22 protein-coding genes are annotated in these 18762 nt (G+C 56.4%); 11 read left to right on the forward strand and 11 right to left on the reverse strand.

Annotated elements, in window-relative coordinates; translation table 11 throughout:
• Positions 1-84: 84 nt before the first annotated feature.
• From ACR0NW_RS06620 to grxD, 3 genes are all read left to right on the forward strand, one after another.
• A complete protein-coding gene (locus ACR0NW_RS06620; protein ID WP_170652384.1) occupies positions 85-321 on the forward strand; it encodes a BolA/IbaG family iron-sulfur metabolism protein in 237 nt (78 codons plus the stop codon).
• A gap of 232 nt (positions 322-553) precedes the next feature.
• A complete protein-coding gene (locus ACR0NW_RS06625; RefSeq protein ID WP_480449713.1) occupies positions 554-844 on the forward strand; it encodes a hypothetical protein in 291 nt (96 codons plus the stop codon).
• Positions 831-1193, forward strand: coding sequence for a Grx4 family monothiol glutaredoxin (grxD, locus tag ACR0NW_RS06630; RefSeq protein WP_170652380.1), 363 nt, complete (start codon positions 831-833; stop codon positions 1191-1193). The genes ACR0NW_RS06625 and grxD overlap by 14 nt, the downstream gene beginning before the upstream one ends.
• A gap of 7 nt (positions 1194-1200) precedes the next feature.
• Here the strand turns inward: grxD and ACR0NW_RS06635 are convergent, their stop codons facing one another.
• From ACR0NW_RS06635 to ACR0NW_RS06645, 3 genes are read right to left on the reverse strand one after another with little or no spacing between them, the layout of a single operon-like run.
• A complete protein-coding gene (locus tag ACR0NW_RS06635; RefSeq protein WP_480449714.1) occupies positions 1201-1551 on the reverse strand; it encodes an MliC family protein in 351 nt (116 codons plus the stop codon).
• Positions 1548-1943, reverse strand: coding sequence for a cell division protein ZapA (locus tag ACR0NW_RS06640; protein ID WP_480449715.1), 396 nt, complete (start codon positions 1941-1943; stop codon positions 1548-1550). The genes ACR0NW_RS06635 and ACR0NW_RS06640 overlap by 4 nt, the downstream gene beginning before the upstream one ends.
• Positions 1943-2848 carry a hypothetical protein gene (locus tag ACR0NW_RS06645; protein ID WP_480449716.1) on the reverse strand — a complete coding sequence of 302 codons (906 nt, stop codon included), beginning with the start codon at positions 2846-2848 and terminating at the stop codon, positions 1943-1945. Before ACR0NW_RS06645 ends, ACR0NW_RS06640 begins: the two co-directional genes overlap by 1 nt.
• Positions 2849-3085: 237 nt before the next feature.
• Here ACR0NW_RS06645 and tkt point away from each other — a divergent pair, with 237 nt between their 5' ends.
• Complete coding sequence (tkt, locus tag ACR0NW_RS06650) at positions 3086-5107, forward strand: transketolase (RefSeq protein ID WP_480449717.1); 2022 nt, start codon at positions 3086-3088, stop codon at positions 5105-5107.
• A gap of 50 nt (positions 5108-5157) precedes the next feature.
• Here tkt and ACR0NW_RS06655 read toward each other — a convergent pair whose 3' ends face one another.
• Together ACR0NW_RS06655 and ACR0NW_RS06660 are read right to left on the reverse strand one after the other, a co-directional pair.
• Positions 5158-5958, reverse strand: coding sequence for a thioesterase family protein (locus ACR0NW_RS06655; protein WP_480449718.1), 801 nt, complete (start codon positions 5956-5958; stop codon positions 5158-5160).
• 87 nt (positions 5959-6045) lie between these two features.
• Complete coding sequence (locus ACR0NW_RS06660; protein ID WP_480449719.1) at positions 6046-7017, reverse strand: DUF808 domain-containing protein; 972 nt, start codon at positions 7015-7017, stop codon at positions 6046-6048.
• Between the two features lie 183 nt (positions 7018-7200).
• Between ACR0NW_RS06660 and gap (ACR0NW_RS06665) the strand changes: the two genes are divergently transcribed.
• From gap (ACR0NW_RS06665) to gap (ACR0NW_RS06675), 3 genes are all read left to right on the forward strand, one after another.
• The gene (gene gap / locus ACR0NW_RS06665; protein ID WP_480449720.1) at positions 7201-8202 is read left to right on the forward strand and encodes a type I glyceraldehyde-3-phosphate dehydrogenase; all 1002 of its coding nucleotides are present in this window, start codon (positions 7201-7203) and stop codon (positions 8200-8202) included.
• Positions 8203-8276: 74 nt separating this feature from the next.
• Positions 8277-8420: a hypothetical protein gene (locus ACR0NW_RS06670; RefSeq protein ID WP_170652365.1), complete on the forward strand. Its 144-nt coding sequence runs from the start codon at positions 8277-8279 to the stop codon at positions 8418-8420.
• 83 nt (positions 8421-8503) lie between these two features.
• Entirely contained in the window at positions 8504-9568 is a 1065-nt protein-coding gene (gene gap, locus ACR0NW_RS06675; RefSeq protein ID WP_480449721.1) for a type I glyceraldehyde-3-phosphate dehydrogenase, read from the forward strand.
• Here the strand turns inward: gap (ACR0NW_RS06675) and coaD are convergent.
• From coaD to ACR0NW_RS06690, 3 genes are all read right to left on the reverse strand, one after another.
• The gene (gene coaD, locus ACR0NW_RS06680; RefSeq protein WP_170652361.1) at positions 9500-9991 is read right to left on the reverse strand and encodes a pantetheine-phosphate adenylyltransferase; all 492 of its coding nucleotides are present in this window, start codon (positions 9989-9991) and stop codon (positions 9500-9502) included. The genes gap (ACR0NW_RS06675) and coaD overlap by 69 nt on opposite strands.
• 84 nt (positions 9992-10075) lie before the next feature.
• Complete coding sequence (locus ACR0NW_RS06685) at positions 10076-10513, reverse strand: CBS domain-containing protein (RefSeq protein ID WP_480449722.1); 438 nt, start codon at positions 10511-10513, stop codon at positions 10076-10078.
• A 60-nt stretch (positions 10514-10573) separates the two neighbouring features.
• On the reverse strand, positions 10574-11476 hold the full coding sequence (locus tag ACR0NW_RS06690) for a LysR family transcriptional regulator (protein ID WP_480449723.1): 903 nt from the start codon (positions 11474-11476) through the stop codon (positions 10574-10576).
• Between the two features lie 103 nt (positions 11477-11579).
• Here ACR0NW_RS06690 and ACR0NW_RS06695 point away from each other — a divergent pair, with 103 nt between their 5' ends.
• Positions 11580-13079, forward strand: a complete 1500-nt coding sequence (locus tag ACR0NW_RS06695; protein WP_170652357.1) for a CoA-acylating methylmalonate-semialdehyde dehydrogenase — start codon at positions 11580-11582, stop codon at positions 13077-13079.
• A gap of 214 nt (positions 13080-13293) precedes the next feature.
• Positions 13294-13878: a L,D-transpeptidase gene (locus ACR0NW_RS06700; protein WP_480450162.1), complete on the forward strand. Its 585-nt coding sequence runs from the start codon at positions 13294-13296 to the stop codon at positions 13876-13878.
• Positions 13879-13932: 54 nt separating this feature from the next.
• Here ACR0NW_RS06700 and ACR0NW_RS06705 read toward each other — a convergent pair whose 3' ends face one another.
• Together ACR0NW_RS06705 and ACR0NW_RS06710 are read right to left on the reverse strand one after the other, a co-directional pair.
• A complete protein-coding gene (locus ACR0NW_RS06705; protein ID WP_170652355.1) occupies positions 13933-14412 on the reverse strand; it encodes a fasciclin domain-containing protein in 480 nt (159 codons plus the stop codon).
• A 77-nt stretch (positions 14413-14489) separates the two neighbouring features.
• Positions 14490-15335, reverse strand: a complete 846-nt coding sequence (locus ACR0NW_RS06710) for a class I SAM-dependent methyltransferase (RefSeq protein ID WP_480449724.1) — start codon at positions 15333-15335, stop codon at positions 14490-14492.
• Between the two features lie 137 nt (positions 15336-15472).
• Between ACR0NW_RS06710 and ACR0NW_RS06715 the strand changes: the two genes are divergently transcribed.
• Positions 15473-16588 carry a carboxylate-amine ligase gene (locus ACR0NW_RS06715; protein ID WP_480449725.1) on the forward strand — a complete coding sequence of 372 codons (1116 nt, stop codon included), beginning with the start codon at positions 15473-15475 and terminating at the stop codon, positions 16586-16588.
• Between the two features lie 6 nt (positions 16589-16594).
• Here ACR0NW_RS06715 and ACR0NW_RS06720 read toward each other — a convergent pair whose 3' ends face one another.
• Complete coding sequence (locus tag ACR0NW_RS06720; protein ID WP_480449726.1) at positions 16595-17452, reverse strand: hypothetical protein; 858 nt, start codon at positions 17450-17452, stop codon at positions 16595-16597.
• A gap of 164 nt (positions 17453-17616) precedes the next feature.
• Between ACR0NW_RS06720 and ACR0NW_RS06725 the strand changes: the two genes are divergently transcribed.
• Positions 17617-18759, forward strand: coding sequence for an acyl-CoA dehydrogenase family protein (locus ACR0NW_RS06725; RefSeq protein ID WP_480449727.1), 1143 nt, complete (start codon positions 17617-17619; stop codon positions 18757-18759).
• Positions 18760-18762: the final 3 nt, after the last annotated feature.

Genomic DNA, 18762 nt, shown 5'->3' on the forward strand with positions numbered 1-18762 from the left:
TTACCGGATCGGACCCTCCGCCACACCTTGCGCGGCCCTGCGCATCGCTCTACATCTTGATAAAGACCTTCAGGAGTTACCTACATGCCGATGAGCGCCTATGAAATCGAACACCTGCTGCGCGAAGCCTTTCCTGACGCGGAAATTCAGGTGGGTGGCAACGATGGCGTTCACATGTCTGCAATGGTGGTGGACGAGAGCTTTCGCGGGAAAAATCGCGTTCAGCAGCAGCGTGCCGTATATGCCGCGCTGAAGGGCAAGATGGACGGCCCCGATGGTGAACTTCACGCGCTGGCATTGACCACAAAAGTGCCTGAATGACGTTTGCCACTTGGGCATACACCGGTTTCGCGCTGTTGATATCTGTCGGAAGCGCACTGACTATCCGTTCATCATTTGGCATTTTTCGGCCTCGAACTGGGCGCGGAGCCATACCTGATCAAAATGCCATCGTTGTCTCAACAAACCACTTAGCCAGAGATAGCGACCGAGCTTCGGCTATTTTCGTACAGGGCGATCCACACCAATACTCCAAAGCAATGGTGCCAGGAAAATGAACAACGGCCTGATCTGGATTGGCGGAATAGCGGGATTGATAGTTGCCGCTGCGCTGATCGAGGCCTATGTGAAGCGAAACAGAAAACGGAATCTTGCGGACATGCGCCCCGATCCGGACGACATCAGCAAGATTGCGGGCATAGACAGACACGGGCTTGATCCGGTGACTTTGGCACAAGCCGAACACCGCAGGCTGGAAGAAGAAGGATGGGTACCAGGCTCATCTGAAAATGGAACATCCGCCGCAGAGAATGGCGAAAAGGAAGAGCAAAATGACCGACGTTAAGACCCAGATCGACGAGACCGTCAAAGCCAATGACGTGGTGCTGTACATGAAAGGCACCAAGGAGATGCCGCAATGTGGATTCTCCTCGCGCGTGGCCGGTGTACTGAACTACATGGGGGTCGACTATACGGACGTGAACGTTCTTGCTGATGAGGATGTTCGTCAGGGCATCAAAGACTATTCTGACTGGCCGACCGTACCGCAACTGTTTGTCAAAGGCGAATTTGTCGGTGGATGCGACATCATCACCGAGATGACACTGTCAGGCGAATTGGACACTCTGTTTGACGAAAACGGCGTCGGCTACAACAAGGAAGCCGCCGACAAAATCCGCGAAGCGAACGCCTGATCAGCTGTTACCGGCTGACACAATCCTTAAGAATAACCTGCTCGCTGGCGGCATCCCCTGTCGCCAGATAGCTGACGGTCGCGTTCCAGCCCTTGGAGCGCAGGATGTATTTTCCGCTCGAGCCGATGGACTCATAGCGGATACCAGACCCACTCGCCTCCTGACGCATGGGCACAAGCGAATTATCCACCAGCATCGCTGCCGCTCCGGACCCGTCGGATGAGTTGAAATAAGTCACCGGCAGAGGAATGTTGTTTTCACAGGTGAATGTCACCGACAGAATATCGATTTCCGCCATTGCCGCCGACGCTGGAACGATCACCAACACGCCGCAGACAAAACTACGCAAAGCCTTCATTTCCCTGACTTCTCCTCAACAACCGAAGCCAGAGCCTCGGCCCGAGCGGCAAGTTCCGCCAGCGTGTCTGTCACCGAAGGCGGAACCACGGCGACTTCTACTCGCTCCGGTTCCGGCGGCGGCGCATTACGAAGACGGTTCAGTTCCGCCTCCATATCTGCCAGCTTTGCCTCAACCGACTTGACCCGATCGTCCGCCGCTGCGGATTTATCGGCAAGCATCAACCCCGCCATCAGCAACATGCGCGCTTCGGGCATGCGCCCGATCTGATCCGACAGAACCTGAGCCTCATCATCCAGCAATTTTGCTGCGGCATGCAGATAGCTTTCTTCGCCTTCCTGACATGAGACTTCGAACCCACGACCGCCGATATGAATGGTAACTTCGGGCATCACTCCACCTCTCCTTCCGTCAGGTTGGCACGGGCAAGCAACGGCTCCAGCCGCGCCAGAACAGCATGCGCTTCTGCCGCGTCGGTCGCGCGCGCCGCGCGGGTGGCCTCCAGTTCCGCAGCGGTGGCCCGGTTCAGCAAATTGGCATCGGACAATCCGTCGGCGGCTGCCGCACGCAGTTCTTCGACAGACGTGCGCAATTGTTCGTTGGCCTTGCGCAAACGCTGCAAATCCCCGTCCAGTCGAGACATGGCCGTTCCATGGCTGGCCCGTTCCGCGCGCAGCATTTCCAGCTCTGCGCTCAGTTCTTCAATACGTTCACTGTCTGCAAGTTCCGATGTCAGCCGGTTGTTTTCAGCACGCAACCGATCCAGTTCTTCGGTGTTCCCTGCCTGTTGCCGCAGTGTTTCCAGTTCGGCCTTCAGGGGTTCGACATCCTCAACCGCATCCAGTTGATCGCGCAGCGCCTCGATTTCGACCTTTAGTGCGGACGCCTCATTTTGGTCTTCCAGCGCCGTCTTGGCGGCCGCCAATTCCGCTCGCGCGGCTTCAACCGTTGCCAATTTTGACGACGCTTCCGCAAGTTGCGACCGCAAATCTTCCGCTACACTGGCGTCAACCGAACTTGCGCGAAGCTCTTCGATCTCAGATCGCAAGGCTGCGCTGTCCCCGTTAGTAGCGTTCTCTTGGCGCAGCGTGTCGATTTCCGCTTCATGACGCTCTTTCAGCGCCCTGAGCCTTTCTTCCAGTTGCGCGTTGGCAAGCTTTTCCTCGTCCAAGGCTTCGCGCAATGCCGAATCTTCACCACCAGAAGCCGGGGATTTTTCGCTTAGTACATCCACGCCGACGCTGATCCGCTCCATCGCGGCAGTAATCCGGCGCTGCAATTCCTCGATCTGACTCATGCCCCTGTCACCTGTTTACCAAGGTTCATTCTGTTGCGCAGCCGCCCCGAATCGGAATTGGCTGCGATCAGCAGTAGTTTAGCGGAATGCTGCGGGAAATACCCCCCTCTTTGCTTTCAACCACTTGGCCACAACTCTTGAAGCACACATGACCTGTCACGCCGGGTTCCACTTGCACTTTGGAGGGTGGATGGTATTGAGCGCGCAATCTGCCTGTAATCCAAAGGAATAACGCCCGTGGACCTGACTGCGCTGCGCAATGCCAACCCTGAACACTGGGACAAGGCTGCGGCTATCCGCACCCTGACCCTTGATGCTGTCGCTGCCGCCAATTCCGGCCATTCTGGTATGCCGATGGGCATGGCCGATGTTGCGACCGTGTTGTTTGAAAAACACCTGAAATTCGACGCCTCGGCCCCGAACTGGCCGGACCGCGACCGGTTCATCCTGTCTGCGGGTCATGGCTCGATGCTGGTATACTCGCTGCTGTATCTGACCGGCCACGCGGATGTGACACTGGAAGAGATTAAGAACTTCCGCCAACTGGGTGCAAAAACCGCAGGCCACCCCGAAAACTTTCTGATCGACGGGATCGAGACCACCACTGGCCCGCTGGGTCAAGGTATCTCGAACGCCGTTGGTTTCGCCATGGCCGAGGAAATCCAGCGCGCCCACTACGGCAAGAAAGTCGTCGATCACTACACCTACGTGATCGCGGGCGACGGCTGTCTGATGGAAGGCGTCAGCCAAGAGGCGATTACGCTTGCAGGTCGTCACGAGCTGAGCAAGCTGATCGTATTCTGGGATAACAACAACATCACCATCGACGGCACCGTTGATATCGCCGACCGCACCGATCAGGTGCGCCGCTTTGCTGCCTCGGGCTGGCATGTGATCGAGATTGACGGACATGATCCCAAGGCTATCGACGCCGCCATCGTTCAGGCGAAAAAGTCGAACAAGCCGACCATGATCGCTTGTGAAAGCCACATTGCTCTGGGCCACGCCGCTCAGGACACCTCGAAGGGCCATGGCGCGCTGACCGATCAGGGGCAGTTGAAGGATGCCAAAGACGGCTATGGCTGGCCGCATGATGCTTTCGAAGTTCCCACAAACGTGAAAAACGCATGGGAATCCATCGGTTCCCGCGGCGCGGCCGAGCGCGCTGCATGGGAAGAGCGTTTCGCGCAACTGTCCGAACGCAAGCAGGCCGAGTTCAACCGCGCCTATGCGTTTGAGGCGCCCAAGAAGTTGGCCGGTGCCATTCGTGCATTCAAAAAGCAGATGTCGGAAGATCAGCCAAAACTGGCCACCCGGGCGTCGTCCGAAAAGGTTCTGAACGTCGTGAACCCGATCATGACCGAGACCGTTGGCGGTTCGGCTGACCTGACCGGGTCGAACAACACAAAATCCGCCGATATGGGTGTGTTCCTGCCGGAAAACCGCAAAGGTCGCTACATCCACTACGGTATTCGCGAGCACGGCATGGCTGCTGCAATGAACGGTATGGCGCTGCATGGTGGCATCCGCCCCTATGGCGGGACCTTCATGGCCTTCACCGATTATGCCCGTCCGTCCATGCGTCTGGCGGCGCTTATGAAGGTGCCTTCGGTGTTCGTCATGACCCACGACTCGATCGGGCTGGGCGAAGACGGCCCGACCCACCAGCCGGTCGAGCATCTGGCCATCTCGCGCGCGACGCCGAACACCTATGTGTTCCGCCCTGCAGACTCCGTTGAGACTGCGGAATCGTGGGAACTGGCGCTGACATTCAAGGACAGCCCTTCGGTCCTGTCGCTGACCCGCCAGGGTGTGCCGACCGTACGGACCCAGCACAAGACCAAAAACCTGACTGCTCAGGGCGCTTATGTTCTGGCCGAGGCCGAAGGCAAACGTCAGGCCATCCTGATCGCCACCGGCTCCGAGGTCTCGCTAGCAATGGAAGCCAAAGCCATGCTTGAGGCCGAAGGAATCGGCACCCGAGTTGTGTCCATGCCCTGCATGGAACTGTTCGCCGAGCAAGACGAAGCCTATCGCAAGCGCGTCCTGCCCGCAGGTGCAGTTCGCGTTGGTATCGAAGCCGCAGTTCGCGCTGGCGGTTGGGACCGTTGGCTGCTGGGCGAGCGTGGCCGGGAGGCCAAAGCAGGCTTCATCGGCATGTCCAGCTTTGGCGCATCAGCCCCTGCAAATGAGTTGTACAAGCATTTCGGCATCACCGCCGAAGCGACCGTTGCCAAAGTCAAGGAACTGCTCGGTTAATATCGGCTTTACGGAATCAAAAAGCCCCGGCATCGCCGGGGCTTTTTTTGTCATACGAATATTATGACCGATTGCATCCCATCAACGACAAGATCGCCTTGGGTATTCCAAACCCGCATGACCTGAGAACTGTATCCGTTGTGGCCTGCGGTCAGTTCATGTTCCAGCATCCACCAGCCGTCCCGTGTGTGAACATCCTCGGACAACACGTTGAAAATCCAATTCATTGACGAGTTCACGCCGGGCTTTTTCAGAGTTGGATAAATTGCCGGGGGCGGCAGATCGGCTATGGAAATCAACCCTTCAAGTGTACCGTGCATCCTCTCATCCCGGTGGCGTGCCCAGAGACGAACGTAACCCCGCTCAGCACCTTCGAATGGACGCGCGCCTTCGATCAGCCTGACGTCGAAGTTGCCCAAAAAAGCGACAGGCGGCCGGGGCAATCCGGGCGGAAAATAGTGTTCAGTCTGCTCCGGGTCTTCGGCCGGTTTTGGCGGGCAAGAGAAGGCCACGTGACTGTCTTGCGGCGCACCAAAGGAAAAAGTCCCAACTGCTGCGGCATTCCCATCGATCTCGGCCCGCGCGCTGATGATCGTGACATTGCGACCCTGCCGCAAGATTTCCGATTTGATCGTAGGGGACGTGCCGATTGGCGCAGTAAAGTTGATCAATGCTGATCGCAATGGTGGCAAGTCGTCCACCTGCGCGCGTGCAGCAGAAAGCAACAAAGCTGATGAAAACCCGCCATAGGTTGTCCGGCCTTGCATCCAGTTCGCAGGAACAGGATAGCCCAAGCCGTCTTCACGAGCCTCCACTGCATCCAGTACATCGGACAAATTTGGTTCTGACATGATCATTCCGCCACTTACTTCGCAGGCGATCATATCCTGCCGCTCAGCGCGAACTACTGCGACCCCACGTCACGAATGTTTTTTGCCTCAGTGCTCTTTTTTCGTCCCGGCCAAGCTATTCCAAACAGGCGCGATGACATTGATCACGAGCGGTATCAAAATTAGCCCCAGCGCAAGGCCAAATATCCCGTCCATCGTTGCTTTGGCAATCCACTCGACAACGCCGGTCCACTGTTCAGACACGGCATGCCCAGCTGCGTAAGCCCAGTCGTGAATGTGGTGGCCCAGCCAGCCAAAGCCTAACACCTCCAACCCATGAACGATGATCGATCCGCCAACCCAAAGCATCGCTGCCGTACCGACCACGGACAGCAGCTTCAGCAGATATGGCATTCCTTTGACCAGCCCGCGTCCCAGCGATTGCGTAATGCCGAGTTTTCCATTCTTGGCCAAAAACAAACCCACATCGTCCATTTTCACGATAATTCCGACTGATCCGTAAACGGCGACGGTGACCCCGATCCCAACAACAGCCAGTGTTGCAGCCTGCATCCAGACATTGGGTGCTTCGATGGCCGCCAGGGCAATCGTCATAATCTCGGCCGAAAGAATGAAATCTGTCTTGATCGCCCCCCTGACCTTTTGTTCTTCTAGATGACCGGGATCACGGATGGTCATGTCCTCTTCGATCACATGACTGCCGTGGGGAAACAGAACGTGAAAAATCTTCTCGGCTCCCTCGAAACACAGATACGCCCCGCCGATCATCAGTAACGGGGTGATCAGCCACGGCGCAAAGTTCGCAAGCAGCATCGCGACGGGCAAAAGCAGAACCAGCTTGTTGAAAAACGAACCGCGCGCGATGCGCCAGATAATCGGCAACTCCCGCGCGGGGGCGAATCCCTGAACGTATTTCGGCGTGACGGCTGCATCGTCGATGATCACACCTGCGGTCTTTGCCCCGGCTTTGCCAGCTGCCGCTGCCACATCATCGATCGAGGATGCCGCAACCTTTGCGATGCCCGCTACATCATCCAACAAAGCCAGAAGACCACTCATCCGCGTTCCTTTTCGCTCATCCTGCCGCAACAGGAACCTAAACGATCCGACGCTTAGCGCAAGCGTTAGCGCAATCGTCGAAAGTTTGCGCTACCATATTCATTTTAGGACGATTTTCCCCTTTCTGAGCCATCAGGCCGGGTCTATACGGCCTGCAAGTTTCACGTCTTTTGGAGTCGCATAATGACCATCAAGGTTGGCATCAACGGATTTGGCCGTATCGGCCGCTGTACCCTGTCCCACATCGCAGCCTCGGGGCGCGACGATATCGAAGTGATCAAGGTTAACGCCACCGGTCCTCTGGATACTGCTGCCCACCTGATCAAATACGACAGTGTTCATGGCCGCTTCCCAGGTGAAGTGACCATCGGCGACGGAACCATGAACCTGGGTCGTGGCGATATGCAGATGTTCTCGACCTATGACATGGGCGAACTGGATTGGGACGGCTGTGATGTCGTTCTGGAATGCACCGGCAAGTTCAATGATGGTGAAAAGGCCAAGGCCCATCTGGATCGCGGCGCAAAGAAGGTTCTGCTGTCTGCTCCGGGCAAGAACGTGGACAAGACGATTGTCTTCGGCGTGAACGACGATCAGCTTGAAGCGGGCGACAAGATGATCTCGAACGGTTCCTGCACCACCAACTGCCTTGCGCCTTTGGCCAAAGTTCTGGACGACGCGTTTGGAATCGAACATGGCATCATGACCACGATCCATGCCTATACCGGCGACCAGCCAACTCTGGACCGCCGCCACAAGGATCTGTACCGCGCCCGCGCTGCAGCGATGTCGATGATTCCCACAAGCACCGGTGCTGCCAAAGCGCTGGGAGAAGTGCTGCCGCGCCTCAAGGGCCGCCTCGACGGATCTGCGATCCGGGTCCCTACCCCGAATGTTTCGGCCGTTGACCTGACCTTCCGCGCGGGCCGTGACGTCAGCGCAGAGGAAGTAAATGCAGCTGTGAAAAACGCAGCCGAAGGAAAGATGAAGGGTGTTCTGGGATACGAGCCCGCCCCCCTGGTGTCGACCGATTTCAACCACACCAATGAAAGCTCGATTTTTGCACCGGATCAGACCCGCGTCGTCGAGGACCGTATGGTACGGGTTCTGGCCTGGTATGACAACGAATGGGGTTTCTCCGTCCGCATGGCAGACGTCGCGGTCGCCATGGGAAAACTAGGCTGAATTCTGCCTAACCCCTTGAGAGACAAAGCCCGCTCAGGTTATCTGGGCGGGCTTTTTTGTGCTTCGGGATAGACATGACCAATCAACTCGCAATCTGGCTTGCTGTTCTGATTCTGGGGGCCGTGATGCTCGACTACGCACTTTACGGCACAGAGCATCTGCTTTTCCTTGGAAAAAAATTCTACGAATTTTTGGATTGGCTCGCTTTTTGGCGCTGACAAACAATGCCTGTTGACATTTTTTCAGCAATCGCGATGTTAGCGCTAACTTTTCACTGAACTGCAAAAGAAAGGCTGCGCTAATGACACTCAGGCTGGCAATCAACGGCTTTGGACGGATCGGGCGCGGTGTGCTGCGTGCGGCTATGGAACGCGGTCGCAAGGATATCGAAGTCGTCGCCATTAACGACCTGTCCCCGCCTGAGATGAACGCCCATCTGTTCGAGTTCGACAGTGTGCATGGCCGCTATCGCGCACCGGTGACATTTACACAAAGCCAGATTGATGTTGGTGCCGGGCCCATCCGGCTGAGCAGCCATCGAAACCCCGAAGACCTGGACTGGTCGGATGTCGATGTCGTGCTGGAATGTACCGGCGCGTTCCGCACCTACGAAGACGCTGCCCGGCACCTAAAAAATGGCTCGGGCAAGGTTCTGATATCCGCCCCCGCCCGCGGGACAACACACGTAAAAACGGTCGTATTCGGCGTTAACGATCACGAGTTGACCTCAGATCATAAGATCGTTTCAAACGCGTCCTGCACCACAAATTGCCTGGCACCGGTTGCTGCGGCGCTTGATGCAGCCCTTGGGATCAGACACGGCTCGATGACGACCGTCCATGCCTATACCGTCAGTCAACCTGTTCACGACACCGCAACCAAAGACCCCTACCGTTCGAGGGCCGCAGCCCTTTCGATGATCCCCAGCACCACGGGCGCGGCTGCCGCAGTTGGCCTTGTGCTGCCTCAATTGGCCGGAAAATTGAACGGCCAGGCAATACGGGTACCGACGCCCAACGTTTCAGTTGTGGACCTTGTTGTCGAAGTGTCCCGGAAGACAAGCGTCGATGAGGTGAATGCTCTGCTTTCCAGTGCAGCCGATAAGATACCGGGCGTTCTTGCCGCGGAAAGTCGGCCTTTGGTCTCGGTGGATTTCAACCACGACCCGCACAGTTCAACCGTTTCGCTGCCGGAAACCACCGTGACAGATGGGACGCTGGTGCGCGTCCTTGCCTGGTACGACAACGAATGGGGGTTTTCCAACCGGATGCTGGACACCGCCGCAGCGATGGGAGGTTTATCCCAGTCTTTCCAGCAAAGCAGTGTTCACGCGCGGCGTGACGAATTTGGACACGTCCCCGCCTAGACGGGCGATTTCCTTGACCAGTTTCGAGGCGATGGCCTGATGCCGCGCCTCGGCCATCAGGAACACCGTTTCCACGGTATCATCCAGCGCGCGGTTCATGCCGACCATCTGGAATTCGTACTCGAAATCGGCAACCGCGCGCAAACCGCGCACGATAAGCTGCGCACCCACGTCATGAGCACAGTCAATCAGCAGATTTTCGAACGGATGGGCCACAATCTCGGTACCGGTTTGTTCCGTCAGCCGGGCGCATTCCGCCTCGATCATTGCCACTCGCTCTTCCAGCCGGAAAAGTGGCCCCTTGTCGCGATTGATGGCCACCCCGATCACCAACTTGTCCACCAAGGCGGTAGCACGACGGATGATGTCGATGTGACCCAATGTAATTGGATCGAAGGTTCCCGGATACAATCCAACCCGCATGGTGCACTCCTGCGCAACAATATTTCTGCGCAAGCAAACACATCTTTGCCGCAGGTGCAAGAGGCGGGAAAGGCCAGACCGAAATCAGTGGCCCATGATCATGCCCTGCAAGGCATCCTTTTCCATTGCAAGTTCAGTGAGTTGCGCCTTAACGACGTCCCCCAGCGTCACGATGCCGACAAGCTTGCCTTCTTCTACAATCGGCATGTGGCGAAACCGCCCCTGGGTCATTTGCGCCATAATGTCCTGAACCGTAGCCTGACGGGTCGTCGTAACCAGTTCTTTCGTCATATAGGCGCTGACAGGCTGTGACAGGCAATCTCCGCCACTTGCCGCCAGCTCTCGAACGATGTCACGCTCGGACAAAATTCCAACTGCCGTCTCACCCCCATCTTCTGAGACAACAACCGTACCGATCCGTTTCTCTGCCAGTATTTTAGCTGCTTCGGAAACGCTTGCCGACGGGCTTACCGATACCACGCCCACAGCCCCCTTGGACTTCAGAATGGCCTGAACAAGCATATACAACACCTCCGAAATTATTTTACGTTTTCCAAAGCGTTGCCCGATTGTGGCAGCCTGTCAAGGTGAAGCCTCGGCCTCAAGCCGCGCCACTTCATCGCGGATACCTCTTGTCAGCGCATTCGCGAAACGGTTCAACCGTTCGTTGCGCTGGTCCCCCTGATGGCGCACCAGATAAAAACTACGCGTCAGACTGACTTGATCCGTCAGTATTTTCCGCAGTTTCGGATGGAACGGCAGGGTAAAGTCGTGGGCCACGCATACCCCTGATCCATGTGACACCTGCCGCAACTGAACGGAGACCGAATTCGATGCAAGAGCGACACGGTCAATTCCAATGTCATTGAGATAATCAAGCTCGCGATCAAAGATCATATCCGGAATGTATCCAATCATGCAGTGACCCTTGAGGTCCGCAAGGGATGTTATTTCAGAATGACGGTCCAGATAGTCCTGCGTCGCCACCATATGCAGTTTGTAATCGCTTATTTTCTGAACCAGCAATTTCCCGGCTGTCGGGGCGCTGACTGTCACGGCCATGTCCGCCTCGCGCCGGGACAGGTTGATAATGCGGGGCAGCGCCAGAATCTGAATATCCAGATCAGGGTTTGCCTCGCTGATTTTTGCACACACCTGCGGCAGCAAATAATTTGCACTTCCGTCCGGTGCTCCGATCCGGATCTGGCCGCTAAGAGACTTTGTCGGCCCCTCCATCGCTCCGGCGGCGGCACGCATGGCCTCTTCGGCCTGCATTCCGTGTTCCAGCAAACGTTCACCGGCCGGGGTCAGTACATATCCTTGCTGTGATTTGACAAAAAGCGGCGCATCCAGGGCTGACTCAAGGCGCCCGATCCGCCGACCGACGGTTGCGGGGTCCATCTTCAGCAACCGACCCGCTGCAGAAAGGCTCTCTTCACGCGCGACAGCCAGAAACACCCGCATATCATCCCAGTTGGGTTCCACTCTTGCATCCTTGCATTTTTGCAAAACACTTTTGGAACATTGCCTCTGTTCAGGGGATTTCTGCAAGCCTATGGTGCGCACAAATTTACCGGAGGAGATTGAGATGCAGGAACTGTCCCACTTCATCAATGGCGAGAATGTCGCCGGTACGTCCGGCCGTGTCGCCGATGTCTTTAACCCTGCGACTGGCGAGGTGCAGTACAAATGCCCGATGGCCAGCGCTGCCGAAACCACGGCCGCGATCGAACAGGCCGCTGCGGCGCAACTGGCGTGGGGCGCAACAAACCCCCAGAAACGCGCGCGCGTCATGATGGCAATGGTTGGCCTGATGAACCGCGACATGGACAAGCTGGCCGAAGCACTCAGCCGCGAGCACGGCAAGACCCTGCCTGATGCCAAGGGCGATCTGCAGCGCGGTCTGGAAGTGGTTGAATACTGCATCGGCGCACCGCAGATGCTGAAAGGTGAGTTCACCGACAGCGCAGGCCCAGGTATCGACATGTATTCGATGCGCCAGCCGCTGGGCGTTGTCGCGTCGATCATGCCGTTCAACTTCCCCGCCATGATGCCGCTTTGGCATGTCGGGCCTGCCCTGGCTTGCGGTAACGCAGTGGTTCTGAAACCGTCCGAACGTGACCCCTCTGTCCCGCTGATGCTGGCGGAACTGTTTGTTGAGGCAGGTCTGCCCAAGGGTGTGTTCCAAGTCGTGAACGGCGATAAAGAAGCTGTGGACACTCTGCTCGACAGCGACATCATTCAGGGCGTGTCTTTCGTGGGTTCGACCCCGATTGCGCAGTACATTTACGCCCGCGCCACTGCGAACGGAAAGCGTGCACAGTGCTTTGGCGGCGCAAAAAACCACATGATCGTGATGCCGGATGCCGATTTGGATCAGGCTGCCGACGCGCTGGTCGGCGCTGGCTTTGGCGCGGCAGGCGAACGCTGCATGGCGATTTCCGTCGCCGTTCCGGTGGGCGAGGAAACCGCAGATGCACTGATCGAGAAACTGATCCCCCGCGTCGAAAAGCTGAAGGTCGGCCCCTACACAGCAGGCGACGATGTGGACATGGGCCCCGTAGTTACCGCCGCCGCCAAAGAGCGCATTCTGGGTCTGATCAATTCCGGTGTGGAACAAGGCGCGAAGCTGGTCGTGGATAACCGTGACTTCTCGCTTCAGGGCTATGAGGACGGCTTTTTTGTCGGCCCGCACCTGTTCGACAATGTGACGCCAGAGATGGATATCTACAAACAGGAGATCTTTGGCCCCGTCCTGTCGACTGTTCGCGCCGGTTCGTACGAAGAGGCGCTGAAACTGGCCATGGACCATGAATATGGCAACGGCACCGCGATTTTCACCCGTGACGGCGACACAGCCCGCGATTTCGCCAGCCGTGTGAACATCGGCATGGTCGGCATCAACGTACCGATCCCGGTTCCGCTGGCCTATCACACCTTTGGCGGCTGGAAGAAATCCATGTTTGGTGACCTGAACCAGCACGGCCCGGATTCGTTCAAGTTCTACACTCGCACCAAAACAGTCACCTCGCGTTGGCCCTCGGGCATCAAAGAAGGTGGCGAGTTTAACTTCAAGGCCATGGACTGACCGTAGTTCCAACGGTTCAAACAATTCGATCAAATCCCGGCCTAGCGGCCGGGATTTTTTTTAAGCGGGCTTTTGCCGAATAGAAGACTGCAAAAGCCGCCTCACAATAAGTTCAGTCAGTGAGGGCTGGAAAAAACCGGGCAACGTGCTTAGTTATGCTGCCAAAATTGCAAATTGAGCAGAATTACCGGAGGCACCCTTGTCCCAGTCCCGCATGACCCGTCGCGCCGCATTGCTGGGCGTCGCATCAACACTGGCAACACCCGCGCTTGTCCGCGCGCAAAGTCTGGATGCCTTTCCCGAAAGCGAGGATGCAATCGGCACTCAACTACCGGTGCGGAGGAACGTTTCGTCCTTTTCGCAACAAAACTGGCAGGATCACTTTGACAAGTTGGGGGTCGGATGTTTGCTCGCCGATATAACCAGCCGTGCAGTGCATTATTGGGGCGCTGACGGAACCTATAGGCTGTATCCAAGCTCGGTACCCCAGAGCGAAGAGTTGACCAAGCGCGGCTACACCGAAGTTGTTCGCAAACGTGAAAACCCCAGCTGGACGCCAACAGCGGCAATGCGGGAACGCGATCCGTCGCTTCCGGTCCGTGTCGAAGGCGGAGAGACCAACAATCCGCTTGGCACACGCGCAATGTATCTGACCTGGCCTGCCTATCTGGTTCACGGAACTCATGATACGCGCAAGATTGGCCGCCAGAGCTCATCCGGCTGCATCGGTCTTTATAATCAACATGTCGAGGAACTGTACGATCTGGTACAGATCGGAACTCAGGTCCGACTGGTCTGAACGCAAAAGCCCCGGCCTGACACAGGACCGGGGCTTTTCATTGGTTACTTTGAATTATTCAGGCAACAGCACTTTGTCGACAACGTGAATTACACCGTTGCTTGCGACGATGTCTGCTTGCACGACATCGGCATTGTCCACCTTGACGCCGTTACGCGCATTAACGCTGAGCCGTTCGCCCTGAACAGTCAAAACCTTGGCGCGCTTGCCAGCAATATCCCCGGACATGATTTTTGCCGGCACCACATGGTAAGTCAAAATGGATACCAGTTGATCCTTGTTCTCGGGCAGCAACAATGTCTCAACAGTGCCTTCCGGCAATGCAGCAAAAGCCTCGTCCGTAGGAGCGAAAACCGTGTACGGCCCCTTACCCTTCAGGGTGTCGACCAGTCCGGCCGCCTGAACCGCTGCGACAAGTGTATTGAACGAGCCTGCTGAAACGGCTGTATCAACAATATCCTGATTTGCCTGAGCCTTCAGTGGCAGTGCAAGGGCCATTGCAGCGGCGGCCCCGATAAACGTACGACGAAACATTTCAGTGATCTCCTCTGGTGCTTGTTATGCAGAGAGGTACGGCATGACCGGATATCCGGATCACTTTGGGTGCGATTTTACTTTCTCTGAACCCAGATACTCTGCGCCCGCCCTTCTTTCAGGAACGGCAGCGCTTCCATCGCGTCGGGGCGGTCTTGCTGCAAATAGTACCCGGGCCACAACATTTCATAATCACCCGATTGCAGCATCGCGTGAAGCACATACTGTTCCCCCCATCCCGGGCAATCATAGAAGAAACGCTTGGGATATTCGTAAGGCAGAAACACATCGTGGACGTGGATGACAACGCCGGGCTTGAGTGAAGGAATGATGCGGCAGAACAGGTGCGCCACATCGTTGCTCATCCGCACAACGTGGCTGGAGTCGATAAACAGAACATCCCCCGCCTCCAGCTGATCAAAAAGGGCGGGATCAACCTCTTCCAGCCGCTTCTGTTCAAACTGATCGACAACGTGCGCGATGTCTGCGCGCGGAAACGGGTCTACTGCGGTGATGCGGGTTTCAAGACCGCCATCAATCACCGCCTGCCGCGTGACCCGTGTAGAGTTCCCGCAACCGACCTCGATCACACGTTGCGGCCTGAACCGCCGGATCACCAGATACAGCGCATCAGCATCGGGGCTGTCGTAGTAGCCATTGTTTACGCGGTACCCGGTCTGATTTCGTTGAGGATCCTTGAGGGCCGAGAGCGCCCCGGCGTGAACCTGATATTCCTCGACCAGTTGACCAAGATCGAAACCGTCCATCCCGGGCGACAAAGCATAGGCCGGGCGGGTCAATCCCCCTGCCCGCTCAAAGGCGCTCAACCGTTGGTGCTCATCCCGCTCTGTAACTCGGTCGATCAACTTGACGCCAAACCGATCGAGAAAGGCATTTGTACGTGGAAATTTCCTGGGTTTCACGCGACGGCTCCATTGCGACGATTGCATCTGGTCCTTACCGCCGCTTGCCCCGCAACTGCAAGCATCTGTACCGCAAACCCTTGGCAAAAAGAAAAATTCCGTATTCACTGGTTCAAATTCCAGACGGGAGGCGGAAGATGCAAAAGGACTTCACCCTGGGAATCGAAGAGGAATACCTGCTTGTCGACAAGGTTTCCCTTCAATTGTCCGAGGCGCCCGAGGGCCTGATGCAAGCATGTCAGAATGACTTTGAAGGTCAGGTCAGCCCGGAGTTCCTGCAATGCCAGATCGAGGTGGGAACCCGCCCACATTCCACGATAAAAGGCGCTCGCGAAGACCTGAAGCGATTGCGTTCCTGCGTCTCAAGACGCGCCTCCGAATACAATCTGGCCCCGATTGCTGTGTCCTGTCATCCTTTTGCCAACTGGAAAGATCAGCATCACACCCGCAAGGAACGGTATGACGCACTGCAGCACGCATTGGGCGGCGTCGCACGTCGGATGCTGATTTGCGGGATGCACGTTCACGTAGGTGTCGAGGACAAATCCCTGCGCGCTGATCTAGTGCCCCAATTGTGCTATTTCCTGCCGCACCTTCTGGCCTTGTCTACCTCCTCGCCTTACTGGAATGGCGAGGATACGGGGCTTTCTTCGTACAGGCTGACGGTTTTCGACAATCTTCCGCGAACCGGCCTGCCACCGGTATTCACAAGTTGGGCCGAATACGAACGCACAACGGGCATACTTGTCGAATTGGGCGTAATCGAAGACACGACCAAAATCTGGTGGGATCTGCGCCCGTCGCACCAATTTCCCACGCTTGAGACACGGATCATGGATGTCCAGCCCCGGCTGGAACACACCCTGTCGCTTGCCGCGATGGTTCAGGCGCTTACGCGGATGCTCTGCCGCCTGAAGGCCCGCAATCTGCGCTGGCGTTCTTATGACCGCTTCCTGATTGGTGAAAACCGGTGGCGTGCGCAGCGCTATGGTGTCGGCGAGGGTCTGATTGATTTCGGAGACCGTTCGATCAAACCGATGTCGGAACTGATGGACGAACTCATGGGAATGCTGGCTGAAGATGCCGAGGCGCTGGGCACTATGACAGAGCTTGCGCGCCTGCGGCAGATCGCAAATAACGGCACTTCGGCCACCCGCCAGCGCCGCGTACACGCCGAAGCCGTCGCAAATGGTGAAGACCCCGGCAAAGCCGTGGTGAAACATCTTATCGAGGAATTTCATATGGATCTGTGATCGGGCTCAGATCACACGCAACATGTTTTTGATCTTGCGGCCGACCGGTTCATAAAAATCCGGATCCTTCCAGTACCCATTGTGCGAAAGCGGATTCCACGACGTAAAGATGTTTCCGGAATTTATCGATACGTCACGAAGTTCGTTATTTGCTTCCAGTTGATCATAGGCCGGTGCGCAATCACGCAGCGGATAACCCAGCACGTCGTGCTTGTCGAAAAAGTTGTACCACCACGTCCTGGACTTTAGCGCATGCGGCAGTTCGGAATTCGGCGGGTCAATCGGTTTGATCTGGTTTTGCGGGTAGGCAAAAAGAAAAATCGGAATATTGCAGCCAAAGGTCATGATCCCCGCAACTGTCTGCATATTTCGGACGGGCGTATTGTGCAGGGTTTGCCCAGTGTGCCGAAGGTGGCTTTGCAGATCGTAGATGTAATTCGACATGATATGCCCACCAAGGGAATGGGCCAGCAACAGCACCGGCGCACGATCGCCTACCTGCGTTTTAACATCCTCCATCACTCGGTCGATCTCGGCATGAATGGCCTCGTAGGTTTTGTCGCTTCCATCCTGTGTTTTGCGATACGAAGCCGCGTCCGACAAATTGTGAACCACGAACTCCCGAACGTCATCATAACCGGTTCGCCGTTTTATTTTCCGCAGATAACGGTTCTGACGCGGTTGCAGAACATGAGCCCAGACGATTTCACGCCACGCAACACGGTTCAGATCCGGCCCAACAAACCGCCCGACCTGTTTGTGAAGATCGCGGGAAAATGTCACGGCAGACGATGGCAGGGGCGTTCCTGTAAATTGACTGCCCATGCCATGAATAATCACAACTGCCATTTTGAAATGCGACATACCAATTCTCCTCAACAAAATTCCTCAAAAATATACGTCAGACCTCGGCAAACACCAAAACACCCCTTTGGTAAGAGGCTGTCCGATTGCTGCCGCTGCAAAATTTCTGTAAGGATTGGGAAATAAACAATCGTTCAATTCATACGCTGCAAGGGAGAGAGGCCATGGATTTCGCGCTGACCGAGGAACAGACAGCCATATTCGACATGGCCTATGCATTTGGGCAGGAAAACATCGCGCCTTTCGCCCGTCAGTGGGAAGCCGAAGGAACAATCCCCAAGGATCTGTGGCCGAAGGTGGGGGAACTTGGGTTTGGCGGTCTGTATGTGTCCGAAGAAGGCGGTGGGTCCGGTCTGTCCCGGCTGGACGCAACTCTGGTGTTCGAGGCCCTTTCGATGGCCTGCCCCTCAGTCGCGGCGTTTCTATCCATCCACAACATGTGCGCGAAAATGCTGGACAATTTCGCCGATAATGACCTGAAATCCCGCATCATGGCGGATGTGCTGAGCCTGAATACGGTTCTCAGCTATTGCCTGACCGAACCCGGATCTGGTTCCGATGCAGCGGCCCTGAAAACCCGTGCAGAACGCACCAATGAAGGATACACGCTGAACGGAACCAAGGCGTTTATCTCTGGCGGTGGATATTCCGATGCCTATGTCTGTATGGTGCGCACGGGCGAAGATGGCCCCAAAGGCATTTCGACGGTCTATGTCGAGGACGGCACGCCCGGCCTCAGCTTTGGAGGGCTTGAGCAGAAAATGGGATGGAAAAGCCAACCCACCGCTCAGGTTCAGTTCGACGACTGCAAGATTCCATCCGGAAATCTTGTCGGTGTAGAAGGAGACGGGTTTAAGTACGCCATGATGGGCCTCGATGGTGGGCGTCTGAACATCGCTTCATGTTCATTGGGTGCTGCGCAGGCCGGGCTGGACATGACACTGCAATACATGTCCGAGCGTAAGGCTTTCGGAAAATCCATCGACCAGTTTCAGGCCCTTCAGTTCCGTCTTGCCGATATGGAAATCGAAATGCAGGCGGCGCGCACATTCCTGCGCCAAGCCGCCTGGAAACTGGATCAGGGTACGCCAGACGCGACAAAATTCTGCGCCATGGCCAAGAAATTTGTGACGGAAACCGGATCGAAGGTTGTCGATCAGTGCCTTCAACTTCATGGCGGATACGGCTATCTCGCCGATTACGGGATTGAAAAGCTGGTCCGCGATCTGCGCGTGCATCAAATCCTTGAAGGCACCAACGAGATCATGCGAGTGATCGTTTCGCGCAACATGCTTGCCAACCGCTGAGGA

This window comes from Ruegeria sp. CF5 (assembly GCF_056537325.1).